Consider the following 13,538-nt stretch of genomic DNA (forward strand, 5'->3'; position numbering starts at 1 on the left):
ATTACGCCCAGCGTGGTCTTTACCGGTTAGTGTGCTGATATGGCTCAGTCGGTAGAGCGCATCCTTGGTAAGGATGAGGTCCCCAGTTCGATTCTGGGTATCAGCACCATTAAATAGAAAGCCTCCCTGAAAAGGGAGGCTTTTTTGCATCTGTCATTTTTGTGATATCCCCTTACATTCCCTATTCCCGCAACCCCCTCTGCTTGCAGCCGACACTGTTTATCTGCTGGTTTGAGTCCTAATGTGTTACTCATTTGACTGCTATTGATGGTTTTATCCAGAGATTTAACCATGATTGATTGACGTAAAACGTTTTACATGTAAAATCCGGCGCGTTTTGCCTATTACGTGGAGAGAGAGCATGGCGCAGGATAACGAATACTGTTTGGGGGCGGTACCCGCCAAAGGGCGCAAAGGTGTGCTTTCGCTGATGCTGGTGATGCTCGGCCTGACCTTCTTCTCTGCCAGCATGTGGACCGGTGGTGCGCTTGGTACCGGGCTGGTATTCGATGACTTCATCAAGGCGGTACTTATCGGCAACTTGTTGTTGGGTATCTACACCGCTTGTCTCGGTTATATCGGTGCTTCAACCGGTCTCTCTACCCATCTGCTGGCTCGTTACTCCTTTGGGGTGAAAGGTTCCTGGCTGCCATCTCTGTTGCTCGGCGGTACTCAGGTCGGCTGGTTTGGCGTTGGCGTGGCGATGTTTGCCCTGCCGGTACAGAAGGCGACTGGGATCGATGTGAACTGGCTGATCGCCATTTCGGGTATTTTAATGACGGTAACCGTCTACTTCGGGATCTCCGCCCTGATGGTGCTGAGCTTTGTGGCCGTACCGGCTATCGCTCTGCTTGGCGGCTACTCGGTCTGGCTGGCGGTGACCTCGACCGGTGGCATGGCTGTGTTGCAGCAGGTGCAACCAAGCAATCCTATCGAGTTCACCACGGCGCTGACCATGGTGGTCGGTTCCTTTATCAGTGCAGGAACTCTGACCGCCGACTTTGTCCGATTTGGTCGCAAACCCTGGGGCGCCGTCATGATTACCATGGTGGCGTTTTTTTTGGGCAACACGCTAATGTTCGTCTTCGGCGCAGCCGGTGCGGCGGTGACCGGTCAGGCCGATATCTCGGAAGTGATGCTGATGCAGGGACTGCTGATCCCCGCCATTCTGGTGCTGGGCCTCAATATCTGGACCACCAACGACAACGCGCTCTATGCCTCCGGCCTCGGTTTTGCCAACATTACCGGCCTCAAGAGCAAGCCGCTCAGCGTGATCAACGGCCTTATCGGTACGGCTTGCGCCCTCTGGCTTTACAACAATTTTGTCGGCTGGCTGGCCTTTTTGAGTACGGCAATTCCGCCGATCGGTGGCATTATCATCATGGATTTCCTGCTCAATCGTGAGCGTTACCGTCAATTTGCCGATCAGCAGTTCGAGACGGTGCGCTGGCAGGCGCTGGTCGCCACGGCAGTCGGGGTGGCTGTCGGCAAGTGGCTGCCGGGCATAGTGCCACTCAACGCGGTATTGGGCGCCGCCTTCACCTATTTCATTCTGGTTCGCCTCACCCAGCGGCCGGTTCTGGTACAGGAAGCTAACAAATGCTGATTCAACATATTCGTTTGGCCGATCGGGAAGGATTTTGGCAGATCCGCTGTCAGGATGGGGTCATCACCGCCATCGAACCCCATGACGAACATGCCGTCGCCGGTCGGGTGCTGGACGGGGAGGGCGGTCTGGCGATTGCCCCCTTTATCGAACCCCACATTCACCTCGATACCACCCAGACGGCGGGCGAGCCGAGCTGGAACCTCTCCGGCACCCTGTTCGAGGGGATCGAGCGCTGGGCCGAGCGCAAGGCGCTGCTGACCCATGAGGATGTGAAACAGCGCGCCATCCAGACGCTGAAGTGGCAGATCGCCAACGGCATCCAGTTCGTCCGCACTCACGTCGATGTCTCCGATCCCAATCTGGTGGCGCTGAAGGCGATGCTGGAAGTGCGGGAGGAGATGAAGGAGTGGGTCGAGCTGCAGATCGTCGCCTTCCCGCAGGAGGGGATCCTCTCCTACCCCAACGGCAAGGCACTGCTGGAGGAGGCGCTCAAGCTGGGTGCCGACGTGATTGGCGCGATCCCCCACTTCGAGTTTACCCGGGAATATGGGGTCGAAAGTCTGCACTACATCTTCGATCTTGCCGAGAAGTATCAGGTTCTGGTCGATGTGCACTGCGACGAGATCGATGACGAGCAGTCCCGCTTTATCGAGACGCTGGCGACCCTGGCCTACGAGCGGGGTATCGGCCATCGGGTGACGGCCAGTCACACCACCGCCATGCACTCTTACAACGGCGCCTATGCTTCCCGCCTGTTCCGGCTGCTCAAGATGGCAGACATCAACTTCGTGGCCAATCCGCTGGTGAACATTCACCTGCAGGGACGGTTCGATACCTATCCCAAACGTCGCGGCATTACCCGGGTGAAGGAGATGCTGGAGGCGAACATCAACGTCTGCTTCGGTCACGATGACGTGTTCGATCCCTGGTATCCCATGGGCACTGCCAACATGTTGCAGGTGCTGCACATGGGGCTGCATGTCTGCCAGATCATGGGTTACGAGCAGATCAACGACGGTCTGAAGCTGATCAGCAGCCACAGCGCCCGCACCCTGAATGTGCAGGATCGCTATGGTATCGAGGTGGGCAAACCGGCCAACCTGTTGATCCTGCCTGCCGAGAACGGCTTCGATGCGGTGCGTCGTCAGGTGCCAGTGCGTTATTCAATTCGTCACGGCAAGGTGATTGCCCAGACCCGCCCGGCCCAGACCGAAATCGTGCTGGGTCAGCCCGAGCCCATCGATTTTCGCCGCTGAGATTTCAATCAGGCTGGATGTCGATTAGTTCCGCCTCTGGGCACAAGGGCCGCCATTGCGACATAATGGCGGCCTGACCCTGAGGGAGTGACACCATGCAAACCTGGTTCTATGTTGCTGCAGGGGGCGCCATCGGCGCCTGCCTTCGTTTTGGAATTGCCGAACTGATGGCCTTGCTGCTGGGGCGCCACTTTCCTTACGGGACTCTGGTGGTCAACGTGGTGGGCTCTTTCATCATGGGGGTGGCGTTCGCCCTCATCAGTCATGGTCATGTGGTAGAACACCCGATGAAGCCGCTGCTGATGGTGGGGATCCTCGGAGCCCTGACTACTTTCTCTTCCTTTGCCCTCGATACGGTAGTGCTGGCTCAACATGGGGCCTATCTGAAAGCGCTGCTCAATATCGGTCTCAATCTCTTCCTCTGTCTGGCCATGGTGGTGCTGGGCATGCAGTTGGTTGCGAGCCGGGTTTAAGGTGTCCGGACGCCAGTGGCTCTGGTAAACTGGCGGCCATTCTTTGCTCTATGGGTGTTTAAGGGATGTCAGAACAAGCAACGACAACGCATTTTGGCTTTAAAACCGTGGCCGCGACCGAGAAGGAAACTCTGGTAGCAGGTGTCTTCCATTCGGTGGCAGCCAAGTATGATCTGATGAACGATCTGATGTCGTTCGGCATCCACCGCCTGTGGAAGCGCTTCACCATCGACTGTTCCGGTGTGCGCAAGGGCCAGAAGGTGCTGGATCTGGCCGGTGGTACTGGTGACTTGACCGCCAAGTTCTCCCGCATCGTCGGCGAGACCGGTCAGGTGGTGCTGGCGGATATCAACGACTCCATGCTGAAAGTGGGCCGCGACAAGCTGCGCAATCTGGGGGTCGCCAACAACGTCTCCTACGTGCAGGCTAATGCCGAGGCGCTCCCCTTCCCGGATAACCACTTCGACGTCATCACCATCGGCTTCGGTCTGCGCAACGTCACCGACAAGGACAAGGCGCTCGCCTCCATGTTCCGGGTGCTCAAGCCGGGTGGCCGTCTGCTGGTGCTGGAGTTCTCCAAGCCGGTCAGCGAAGTGATCGCCAAGCTCTATGACCTCTACTCCTTCAAACTGCTGCCGAAAATGGGCGAGATCGTCGCGAACGACAGTGAAAGCTACAAATATCTGGCAGAGTCCATCCGCATGCACCCGGATCAGCAGACCCTGGCTGGCATGATGGAAAATGTCGGGTTCGAGCAGGTGGAGTACTTCAATCTGACTCAGGGTGTGGTCGCCCTGCACCGCGGTTACAAGTTTTAAGGTTGCCTATGCCGATGGATGCCATGGTCACCGCGGTGATCGAAACCAGCCTCAACCAGTTGCTGGCGCTGGACAAACAGAGCCCGGAGCGGCTGCGCAAACTGGTGGGCAAGGTGCTCAAGCTGGAGCTGCGTGAACTCAAGCCGCTCTGGTTTGTCTTCTCCGAGCGTCGGCTGGATGTGCTGGCCCAGCATGAAGGGGAGGCCGATGCGGTGCTCAGCCTGTCGCTGACCGCCCTCGGTCTGCTGAAAGACCCGTCCGCCCTGACCCGCTATATCCGCGAGGAGAAACTGGATCTGAGCGGTGATCCCCAGCTGGTACAGGCATTCAGCGTGCTGCTGGGTGAGCTGGATATCGACTGGGAGGAGGAGCTGTCGCGCTATACCGGCGACGTGCTGGCCCACACCCTGTTCAGCGGTGCCCGTCAGGCGCGTCGCCTGGTCGGTCGCGAGCTGTGCCGCACCCGCAGCCAGCTGGCGGAATATCTGACCGAAGAGGCCCGCCTCGCTCCCGGCCCGCTGGAAGTGGCGAGTTTCAACGATGACGTCGAGGTGCTGGCCCAGCAGCTCAAGGCCGTCGAACTGCGGCTGGCCCGCTTCGAACAGCAGGTGACCTGATGACCCCGAAGGAGTTCAAACGCCTCTATCGCATCATCACCATCCTGCTGGAGCAGGGCATCGACGAACTGGTGCCCGCCCGCTATCAACCCTGGCCGGGTCGTCTGGCCCGTCGCTCCCTGTTCTGGCTCAAGAACAAACAACCGGATCTCAGCCGCGGTGCCCGCATCCGCCTCGCCTCCGAGGCTCTTGGCCCCATCTTCATCAAGTTTGGCCAGATGCTCTCGACCCGCCGCGACCTGCTGCCGCCGGATATCGCCGAAGAGCTGGCCCTGCTGCAGGACAGAGTGCCCCCCTTCTGTGGTCAGGCGGCGCGCCAGCAGATCGAGCTGAGCTTGGGTTGTCCCATCGAAACCCTGTTCGATGACTTTGACGAGACGCCGCTGGCGTCGGCCTCCATCGCGCAGGTGCATACCGCCCGCCTGAAGGAGAGTGGCCGCGAGATCGTCATCAAGGTGATCCGTCCCGACATCGAGCCAGTCATCGAGGCCGACCTGCGGTTGATGCAGGCGCTGGCCCGTCTGGTGGCCCGCTTCGTGCCCCAGAGCGCGCGGCTGCGCCCCATCGAGGTGGTGGAGGAGTATCGCAAGACCATCCTCGACGAGCTGAATCTGATGCGCGAAGCGGCCAACGCCATCCAGCTACGCCGCAACTTCACCGGCTCCGAGGCGCTCTATGTGCCTGAAATCATCACCGACCTCTGCCGCGAGCAGGTGCTGGTGATGGAGCGCATCTACGGTATTCCGGTCTCCGATATACCGGCGCTGGAAGCCAACGGCACCAACATGAAGTTGCTGGCCGAGCGCGGGGTCGAGGTCTTCTTCACTCAGGTGTTCCGCGACAGCTTCTTCCATGCCGATATGCACCCGGGCAACATCTTTGTCTCTTACGAACATCCGGAAAACCCACTCTGGATCGGCATCGACTGCGGTATCGTCGGTACCCTCAATCGGGAAGACAAACGCTATCTGGCTGAGAACTTCCTCGCCTTCTTCAATCGCGACTATCGCCGGGTGGCAGAGCTGCACGTGGAGTCGGGCTGGGTACCGGCAGACACCAAGGTGGACGAGTTCGAGTTCGCCATTCGCACCGTGCTGGAGCCCATCTTCGAGAAGCCGCTCTCCGAAATTTCGTTCGGTCACGTGCTGCTCAACCTGTTCAACACCGCGCGTCGCTTCCATATGACGGTGCAGCCGCAATTGGTGCTGCTGCAAAAGACCCTGCTCTATGTGGAAGGGTTGGGGCGTCAGCTCTACCCGCAGCTCGATTTGTGGCAGACCGCCAAGCCGTTCCTCGAAAACTGGATGCACGAACAGGTCGGGCCCAAGTCGGTATTGAACGCTATCAAGGAGAAGGCGCCATTCTGGGCGGAGAAGCTGCCGGAGCTGCCGGAGCTGGTCTATGAGACCCTGCGCCAGACCCGTCATCAGCAGCGTCATTTCGACCAGATGTTTGCCGAGTTCCGCCGTCACAGCCGTCGGCAGGGGCAGGCCCGCTACCTCTTAGGGGTTGGAGCCAGCCTGCTATTGGCGGGTGTATTCTTGCTGACCCAAAAACAACACATTGAGTGGGGACAAGCCAGTCTCGCCGGTGCAGCACTCTGCTGGCTGGTCGGCTGGTTGCGAACCCGTTCCCATTAATCAACAACCGCGCCGTCAGGCGCCTGTTCTGGAGAGAAAATCATGGGTGGTATCAGTATTTGGCAATTGTTGATCATTGCAGTCATCGTCGTGCTGCTGTTCGGTACCAAGAAACTGCGCGGGATCGGCGGTGATCTGGGTGCGGCGGTCAAAGGGTTCAAGAAAGCCCTCTCCGACGAGCCGGCTGATGCCAAGGCCGAGCAGAAAGATGCCGAGTTTCCCCCGAAACAGCTGAACGAAGCGGCCACTCAGAGTAGTGAGACCGCCAAACAGAAAGACAAAGACCAGGCCTAAGCCATGTTCGATATCGGTTTTTGGGAGCTGGTCGTTATCGGTGTGGTAGCACTGGTGGTACTGGGGCCCGAGCGGCTGCCGGTTGCCATCCGCACGGCTACCCACTGGATCCGCCTCATTCGTTCGACCGCGAACTCGGTCAAGTCCGAGCTGGAGCAGGAGCTCAAGTTGCAAGAGCTGCATAACGACCTCAAGAAGGCCGAACAGTTGCAGATGAGTAACCTGAGCCCCGAGCTGCAGGAGTCCATCGAACAGCTCAAGGCGGCGGCCCAGTCGGTCAATCGCCCCTATCAGGTGGAGAACGAGATCCGTCCGCCGCGCCCTGAGCCGGTCGCCCAGGCTGAGCCTGCCACGCCGGTGGAGCCTGCGGTGCAACTGAGCCACGACGTGCCGCCGGTCAACAGCCAGCGGGAGAGTGAGCCGGTGCCGGTCAGCGACTCCGCAGTAAAAGGGGAGGTGAAGCCATGAGTCAGGCCGAACAACCCCTGATCAGCCATCTGGTTGAGCTGAGAACCCGTTTGCTGCGCTCCATTACCGCCATTCTGGTGGTGTTTCTGGCGCTGATCTACTTCTCCAACAACATCTACGACTTCGTGGCCCAGCCGCTGCTCAGCCAGTTGCCGGAAGGGACCAGCATGATCGCGACGGATGTGGCGACCCCCTTCCTGACGCCGATCAAGCTGACCCTGGTGGTCTCCTTCTTCGTGGCGATCCCCTATCTGCTCTATCAGGCCTGGGCCTTTATCGCCCCCGGTCTGTACCAGCATGAGCGGCGCCTGATCATGCCGTTGGTGGTCTCCAGTGCCCTGCTGTTCTATGCGGGGATGGCGTTCGCCTACTACGTGGTGTTCCCGCTGGTGTTCGGTTTCTTCACCAGTACCGCACCCGCCGGGGTGACGGTGGCGACCGACATCGCCAGCTATCTGGACTTCGTACTGACCCTGTTCTTCGCGTTCGGGGTGGCGTTCGAAATTCCGGTGGCCACCATACTGCTCTGCTGGACCGGCGTGACCACACCGCAAAACCTGAAGGAGAAACGTCCCTACGTCGTTGTCGGGGTGTTTGTTGTCGGCATGCTGCTGACTCCGCCTGATGTTTTCTCCCAGACCCTGCTTGCCATCCCGATGTGGGCGCTGTGGGAGATAGGTCTGTTCTTCGCCCGTTTCTACGTGAAGAAAGAGGATGAAGAGCAACAGGAACAACCGGATGTAGAGAGCTGAGGCTCTGTTGTTCGTCACCTGTTTGCCAGACGGCGAGAGGATGACGAAGTCCGCAGGAATAGCAGAACGAGGGGAGCTGAGGCTCCCTTCCTCTTTTCATGCTCCCGTTCGAGGCGTATGGTAAGACCCCATTCGGTAGATGGTTTTCAAATACCTGATATGTATTCCTTTTGTTCGGAACGTCTCATCCCATGATCGATATCGGTTTAAACCTGACCAGCAGCCAGTTCGCCGGCGAGCAGGCTGAGCTGGTGGCCCGTGCCCGTGCCGCCGGAGTGGAAGCGCTGATCCTCACCGGTACCGATCTGGCTGGCAGCCGCGAGAGTGCCGGGTTGGCCGCCCGCTGGCCGGGCTACTGCTTCTCCACCGCCGGGGTACACCCTCACGATGCCAAGAGTGTCGATGAGGCGACCCTGCCCGCCTTGCGCGAGCTGGCAGCCTTGCCGCAGGTGGTGGCTATTGGCGAGTGTGGTCTCGACTACAACCGCGACTTCTCCCCCCGCCCGGTGCAGGATGCGGTATTCGACGCCCAGCTGGCGCTGGCCGCCGAGCTCGGGATGCCGGTGTTTCTCCACTGCCGCGATGCCCACGCCCGTTTTATCGAGATCCTCCGTCCCTGGTTGCCGAAGCTGCCGGGTGCCGTGCTGCACTGCTTCACAGGTTCCTACGAGGAGCTGGACGAGTGTCTGGCGCTGGGGCTGCATATCGGGGTGACCGGCTGGCTCTGCGATGAGCGCCGTGGTCAGCTGCTGCGCGAACAGGTAGCGCGTATTCCGGCCGGTCGGCTGATGATCGAGACCGATGCCCCCTATCTGGTGCCGCGAGATCTGAAACCGCGCCCGAAACGCAACGAACCCGCTTTTTTGCCGCACATCGCCCAGGTGGTGGCGGCCTGTCGTGGTGAAGCGCCCGAGGCCTTGCTGGCCCACACCCGGGCCACCTCCGCCGCGTTCTTCCAACTTCCTCTCCAGGAGTGATTCATGGCTACAACTCTTCCGGGCGCCTTTCCGGGCCGCCGCCTGCGCCGTCTGCGCAAACATGATTTCAGCCGTCGTCTGGTACGCGAGAACGTACTGACCGTCAACGATCTCATCTATCCGGTGTTCGTGCTGGAGGGGGAGAACCGTCGGGAAGCCGTTCCCTCCATGCCGGGGGTGGAGCGTCTCTCCATCGATCTGCTGCTGGAAGAGGCTGCCGAGCTGGTGGAGCTGGGCGTGCCTGCCATCGCCCTGTTCCCGGTGACCCCGCTGGAGAGCAAGAGCCTGATGGCGGAAGAGGCCTACAACCCGAACGGGCTGGCCCAGCGCACCGTGCGCGCCCTCAAGGCTCGCTTCCCGGAGCTGGGGGTCATCACCGACGTGGCGCTCGATCCGTTCACCACCCACGGTCAGGACGGCATCATCGATGACGAAGGCTATGTGCTGAACGACATCACCACCGAGATCCTGATCAAGCAGGCGCTCTCCCACGCCGAAGCCGGGGTCGATATAGTCGCGCCGTCCGACATGATGGATGGCCGCATCGGTGCCATCCGCGCCGCGCTGGAAGAGAACGGCTTCATCAACACCCAGATCATGGCCTACTCCGCCAAGTACGCTTCCTGCTACTACGGCCCGTTCCGCGATGCGGTCGGCTCTGCCGGCAACCTCGGCAAGAGCAACAAGGCCACCTATCAGATGGATCCGGCCAACAGTAACGAAGCCCTGCACGAAGTGGCGCTGGATATTCAGGAAGGGGCCGACAGCGTGATGGTCAAGCCAGGCATGCCCTATCTGGATGTGGTTCGTCAGGTGAAGGATCAGTTCGGCGTGCCGACTTTCGCCTATCAGGTCAGCGGCGAGTACGCCATGCACATGGCGGCGATCCAGAACGGCTGGCTGAAAGAGAAGGAGACCATCATGGAGTCTCTGCTCTGCTTCAAGCGGGCCGGGGCCGATGGCATCCTCACCTACTTCGCCAAGCGCGTGGCGCAGTGGTTGAAGGAAGATGCCCGTTAAGCCGGGTTGAAGAGAGAAACGAGAGAGGGAGCCGATGGCTCCCTCTCTGCCGTTATGGCTCTCTTTTGGTCACGATCGGCTGATTACAGCTTGATCCAGGCATCACTCCAGTGGCTGCCGGTACCCGGCGCATAGTGGCTGGCCACACCACCGCACCAGCCGCTGTAGGGCCAGGGTTTGCACTCGTAGTTGCCACCGTTATTGCTGACCCGTTCGCCACTCTGATAAGCGGTGCCCGCAACATAGGCCGGGTAGCTGCCGTTACCACCGTCACTGTCACCACCTGGAGCCTGTTCCACCAACGTCAGGGTGAAGCGGCGCTCGAAGCCCTGCTTGCTTCCCTCAGCCATGCCCGCCAGCAGCAGCTCGTAACTGCCGGCCGCTAGGCCCGACTGCGTCAGCTGCAGGGAACCCTGACCATCGATCAGGGCGCTGCCGGTGGCGACCGGATTGCCATCCTGCAACAGGGTCGCGGTGACGGTCACCGGGTTGGCGGTGGTCAGCGTCAGGCTGAAGTCGAGCGTGCCGTTGACGATGGAATATTCAGACGCCAGGTCGGTGACGGTGAAGTCACTGCTGCTACCGGTAGTGGGCAGGATGAAGTCTCCGCTCAGGTAGGTCAGACCGGTCCAGCCGGAGCTGGTCAGCCAGTGCTTGCCATTGGTCTGATAGACGTTGGGCAACTGGGTGCACTGTTTGTTGTCATTGACGAAGCCGATACCGTAAAAGCCCGCCACATTCTTGTAGCAGAGCTGGCGACCATTCTGGTGCAGCACTGGCTGGTCCAGCTTGCCCTTGTGGTGGAGTGACAGCCAGTCAAACTGGTTGATGGCCGAGACCAGCGGCACAAACTGGCCATCGGGCTGACGATAGCGGATCAGGGATCCGGCATCACAGAGCAGACCATCTGCCTGCTGTTCGACGTAGCCGTAGTACTGCTCGCCATCCTGGAAGGTGAATCGGCAGAGATTGCTTTTCTCCGACTCCTTGGGGATCCAGCCCATCAGCAGTCGCTCCTGATTGTTCAGGGCCGCCAGCTGCCCGGCACTGAAGTCGCTGCCGTTGGCTACCCAGCCTTGCGGCATGGTGGAGAATTGCATGAAGTAGTGGTCGGTATAGTACATGTGGCTATCAGCGCGATGCTTGCGAGCCCCCTGGCTGACCGAGTTGTAGCGATAGATGTCGTTTTCCGGCTTGTGGAAGCCGTTGAGATCATCGTCCAGATAAGGCAGGTCGCCCTTGCGGATATGGTAGTTGGCCATGCCCGTCATCAGCGGATGCCAGCCGTGGCTGCCACGGGCAAACGCGCTCTCATGGCTGTAGGACTTCCCATCGAAGCCGTGGCCAAATTCGTGGGCAATGATGCCCCAGCTGCCGTAGTAGTGGCTGACAAAGTTAAAGGTATCGACCCCGGTGATGCCACCACTCCCCAGCCCGCCCCCCATGGCGGTGATCCCCAGGTTGAGGTAGGGGCGCTTCATCAGGCTGTGGTAGTAGTAGTCATAATCGGCGGCCGTAAAGATCCCGTTCGGCACATAGCTGTTGCCGCCATTACCGAACATCTCGTAGCCGTTCACCGCCTTGAAGTTGTACCAGACGTGTTTGAACTCCTCGGTCGAGACCATGTAGGCCAGGTTGGTGGCGATGATCAGCCACTCGCGGGCGTAGAGGGCATTGATGGGGCGCCAGGAGCCGCTGGTGTTGGTGGCGAAGCGCACGTTCCAGCTTGGCTTGAGGCGTGCCAGCTTCTGGGCAAACGGATCCGAGTTGGAGCTGAACCTGTGCTCGAACTGGGCGGGCAGATTGATGCTGTTGTCGAGCAGGTTGTTGAGGTCAAACACGCCATCGCGGCTGGCGCTGTTGAAGCGTCCCTGCTCGCCAAAGGCGCTCAGTGGCAGGGTGATTTGGGCATAGGCGGGCAGGCGATCGAGCTGGCCCAGGATCAGCCACTTGTTGATACCGTTCAGGCGTGACTCGATATTGATGTCATGCAGCTCTCTGGCGGCATAGTTGGTGATGCGCACCGTGTCGTTATCAAGCAGCTCGGTCTTGACCAGCGAATTGATGTTGACCGAACGCTGGGCGCGATCGATCAGCACCTCGTAGGGTTCGTCATTGCGCAGTATGTAGCTGACTGCGGCCGGCATCAGCTGATCGAAGATCAGCGGGCGAGCCGGCAACTGCTCGTCGGCCGTGAAGCTGATCTCCTTGCTCAGCAGCTGGTTGAAACCCAGGCCGCGCTCGTTGGCGGTGACAAGCGCCGAGCCCGCCAGCTGGAGATCTTTCAGCGCCGCCACGGGCTGCTGGTTGATCTCCCGAACAGTAAAGGTCGGGTTCTTGAACTGAAAGTCGTTGGCGATCAGGGTATCGGCATCATGCCACTCGATGCGGTCCTTGAAGTTCACCACCAGCCGATCGCCATCCATGTCGATTTTTTGCAGATTGCTGTCGGCGATCACCTGCTCAGGCGCCAGCGGGATGTTGCTGGCGATGGCATCAGCCAGTTTGCGCAGGTCATAGATGTAGTAGTTTTTGCCGGCGGTGTGGGCCAGGAGATAGTCACCCACCTGATGGAGTTGCACCAGACGGTGGCTGTATTTTCCTTCAAAGGCGAGCCGACCGGCGATGGGGGTCTTGAGGCTGTTCTCCGGCGTCACATCCTGCTGGCGGTAGACCTTGATCTCGCTCAGCGCATCGGCCACCAGCACGTAATCCTGATTGGCAAAGACGGCCTGGGCGCGGTGCAGGCTGTTGCTGCCGGAATCCCGACCGGTTCCCAGGGTGGTGACATAGCGATGTTCATCGGCCAGATCGAAGATATCGACCCGGTGCGAGTAGCGCGAGACAACGTAGAGCAGGTTGTTGCGGACAAACAGTTCACTGACCTGATTGTAGGCCGTGGCACTGCCGGTTTCGGTGCCGCGGATCTCGCCAATCTGCTGGCGGCTCGGGATATCGATAATGGCCACATGGCCCGGATTGCCGTTCTGGCTGACATAGAGCCGATCCTGATAGCGCTCGACCGCCGTGATCAGGCTGGCGTCCAGCCCCAGCTGGTCGGCCGTCAGCTCCTCGCCTTTGTCCAGATATTGCAGCGAGGTGGCAAACGAGTTGACGCTGCAGGAGCTGGTCTCCATCACCACCCGGGTGCGTTCGCCATTCTGGATCTGGCCGTGGGGGAAGTACTCCAGCAGACAGCCGTTGCCGTAGTCATAGTTGCCAAAGCGTTTGTTGACCGCTACGACCCCACCGTCGTACCAGGTCAGCTCCCACTCCTCATCGAAGAAATCAAAGACGTTACGAATGGCTGTTTCGTCGAAAAAGTGGGGTTTGGGCAGATCGAACAGGATGTGGTTATCCGCCGTCAGCGGGTAGAGCAGGCCGTTGATGGCAAGGTGGCGCTTGCCATCCTTGATGATCACGTTCTGCTCGTCAGCCGCACTCTGATGCAGCGCGGCGAGGCGTGCCGTCATCTGCTCGTAGTGCTCCTGATAGGTTTGTTTGAAATAGGCTTGTTCGCGCTCATCGGCCACGACATGGGCCGACAGCAGCAGACCGAGCAGGGTGGCAAGCTTGGTGGTTCTTGGCATGGTGATTTCCTTATCTTGGTTGTT

12 protein-coding genes and 1 tRNA gene are annotated in these 13,538 nt (G+C 59.8%); 12 read left to right on the forward strand and 1 reads right to left on the reverse strand.

Annotation, left to right across the window (positions count from 1 at the left end; translation table 11 throughout):
* Nucleotides 1–33: 33 nt before the first annotated feature.
* The 12 genes from ACB042_RS18105 to hemB all read left to right on the forward strand — a co-directional run bounded on the left by ACB042_RS18105 (nucleotide 34) and on the right by hemB (nucleotide 9,924).
* Nucleotides 34–109: transfer RNA gene (locus tag ACB042_RS18105), tRNA-Thr, on the forward strand.
* Nucleotides 110–361: 252 nt separating this feature from the next.
* Nucleotides 362–1,606, forward strand: coding sequence for a cytosine permease (codB, locus tag ACB042_RS18110; RefSeq protein ID WP_371178857.1), 1,245 nt, complete (start codon nucleotides 362–364; stop codon nucleotides 1,604–1,606).
* Nucleotides 1,600–2,865 carry a cytosine deaminase gene (locus ACB042_RS18115; RefSeq protein WP_058056817.1) on the forward strand — a complete coding sequence of 422 codons (1,266 nt, stop codon included), beginning with the start codon at nucleotides 1,600–1,602 and terminating at the stop codon, nucleotides 2,863–2,865. Before codB ends, ACB042_RS18115 begins: the two co-directional genes overlap by 7 nt.
* A gap of 95 nt (nucleotides 2,866–2,960) precedes the next feature.
* Nucleotides 2,961–3,338: a fluoride efflux transporter CrcB gene (crcB, locus tag ACB042_RS18120; RefSeq protein ID WP_005339378.1), complete on the forward strand. Its 378-nt coding sequence runs from the start codon at nucleotides 2,961–2,963 to the stop codon at nucleotides 3,336–3,338.
* 65 nt (nucleotides 3,339–3,403) lie between these two features.
* Entirely contained in the window at nucleotides 3,404–4,156 is a 753-nt protein-coding gene (ubiE, locus tag ACB042_RS18125) for a bifunctional demethylmenaquinone methyltransferase/2-methoxy-6-polyprenyl-1,4-benzoquinol methylase UbiE (RefSeq protein WP_005342396.1), read from the forward strand.
* Between the two features lie 8 nt (nucleotides 4,157–4,164).
* On the forward strand, nucleotides 4,165–4,773 hold the full coding sequence (locus tag ACB042_RS18130; RefSeq protein WP_005339380.1) for an SCP2 domain-containing protein: 609 nt from the start codon (nucleotides 4,165–4,167) through the stop codon (nucleotides 4,771–4,773).
* Nucleotides 4,773–6,413, forward strand: coding sequence for a ubiquinone biosynthesis regulatory protein kinase UbiB (gene ubiB, locus ACB042_RS18135; protein ID WP_371178858.1), 1,641 nt, complete (start codon nucleotides 4,773–4,775; stop codon nucleotides 6,411–6,413). Before ACB042_RS18130 ends, ubiB begins: the two co-directional genes overlap by 1 nt.
* 42 nt (nucleotides 6,414–6,455) lie before the next feature.
* Complete coding sequence (tatA, locus tag ACB042_RS18140) at nucleotides 6,456–6,707, forward strand: Sec-independent protein translocase subunit TatA (RefSeq protein WP_005339385.1); 252 nt, start codon at nucleotides 6,456–6,458, stop codon at nucleotides 6,705–6,707.
* 3 nt (nucleotides 6,708–6,710) lie between these two features.
* Nucleotides 6,711–7,175, forward strand: coding sequence for a Sec-independent protein translocase protein TatB (tatB, locus tag ACB042_RS18145; RefSeq protein ID WP_005342398.1), 465 nt, complete (start codon nucleotides 6,711–6,713; stop codon nucleotides 7,173–7,175).
* Nucleotides 7,172–7,927, forward strand: coding sequence for a twin-arginine translocase subunit TatC (tatC, locus tag ACB042_RS18150; RefSeq protein WP_005342401.1), 756 nt, complete (start codon nucleotides 7,172–7,174; stop codon nucleotides 7,925–7,927). Before tatB ends, tatC begins: the two co-directional genes overlap by 4 nt.
* 191 nt (nucleotides 7,928–8,118) lie before the next feature.
* Nucleotides 8,119–8,904: a TatD family hydrolase gene (locus ACB042_RS18155; protein WP_371178859.1), complete on the forward strand. Its 786-nt coding sequence runs from the start codon at nucleotides 8,119–8,121 to the stop codon at nucleotides 8,902–8,904.
* 3 nt (nucleotides 8,905–8,907) lie between these two features.
* Nucleotides 8,908–9,924: a porphobilinogen synthase gene (hemB, locus tag ACB042_RS18160; RefSeq protein ID WP_005357271.1), complete on the forward strand. Its 1,017-nt coding sequence runs from the start codon at nucleotides 8,908–8,910 to the stop codon at nucleotides 9,922–9,924.
* 83 nt (nucleotides 9,925–10,007) lie between these two features.
* Here the strand turns inward: hemB and ACB042_RS18165 are convergent, their stop codons facing one another.
* On the reverse strand, nucleotides 10,008–13,514 hold the full coding sequence (locus ACB042_RS18165) for a hypothetical protein (protein ID WP_371178860.1): 3,507 nt from the start codon (nucleotides 13,512–13,514) through the stop codon (nucleotides 10,008–10,010).
* Between the last annotated feature and the right edge of the window lie 24 nt (nucleotides 13,515–13,538).

Origin of the sequence: Aeromonas sp. S13(2024) (genome assembly GCF_041402405.1) — a bacterium.
GTDB classification, from domain to species: Bacteria; Pseudomonadota; Gammaproteobacteria; order Enterobacterales; family Aeromonadaceae; genus Aeromonas; species Aeromonas veronii.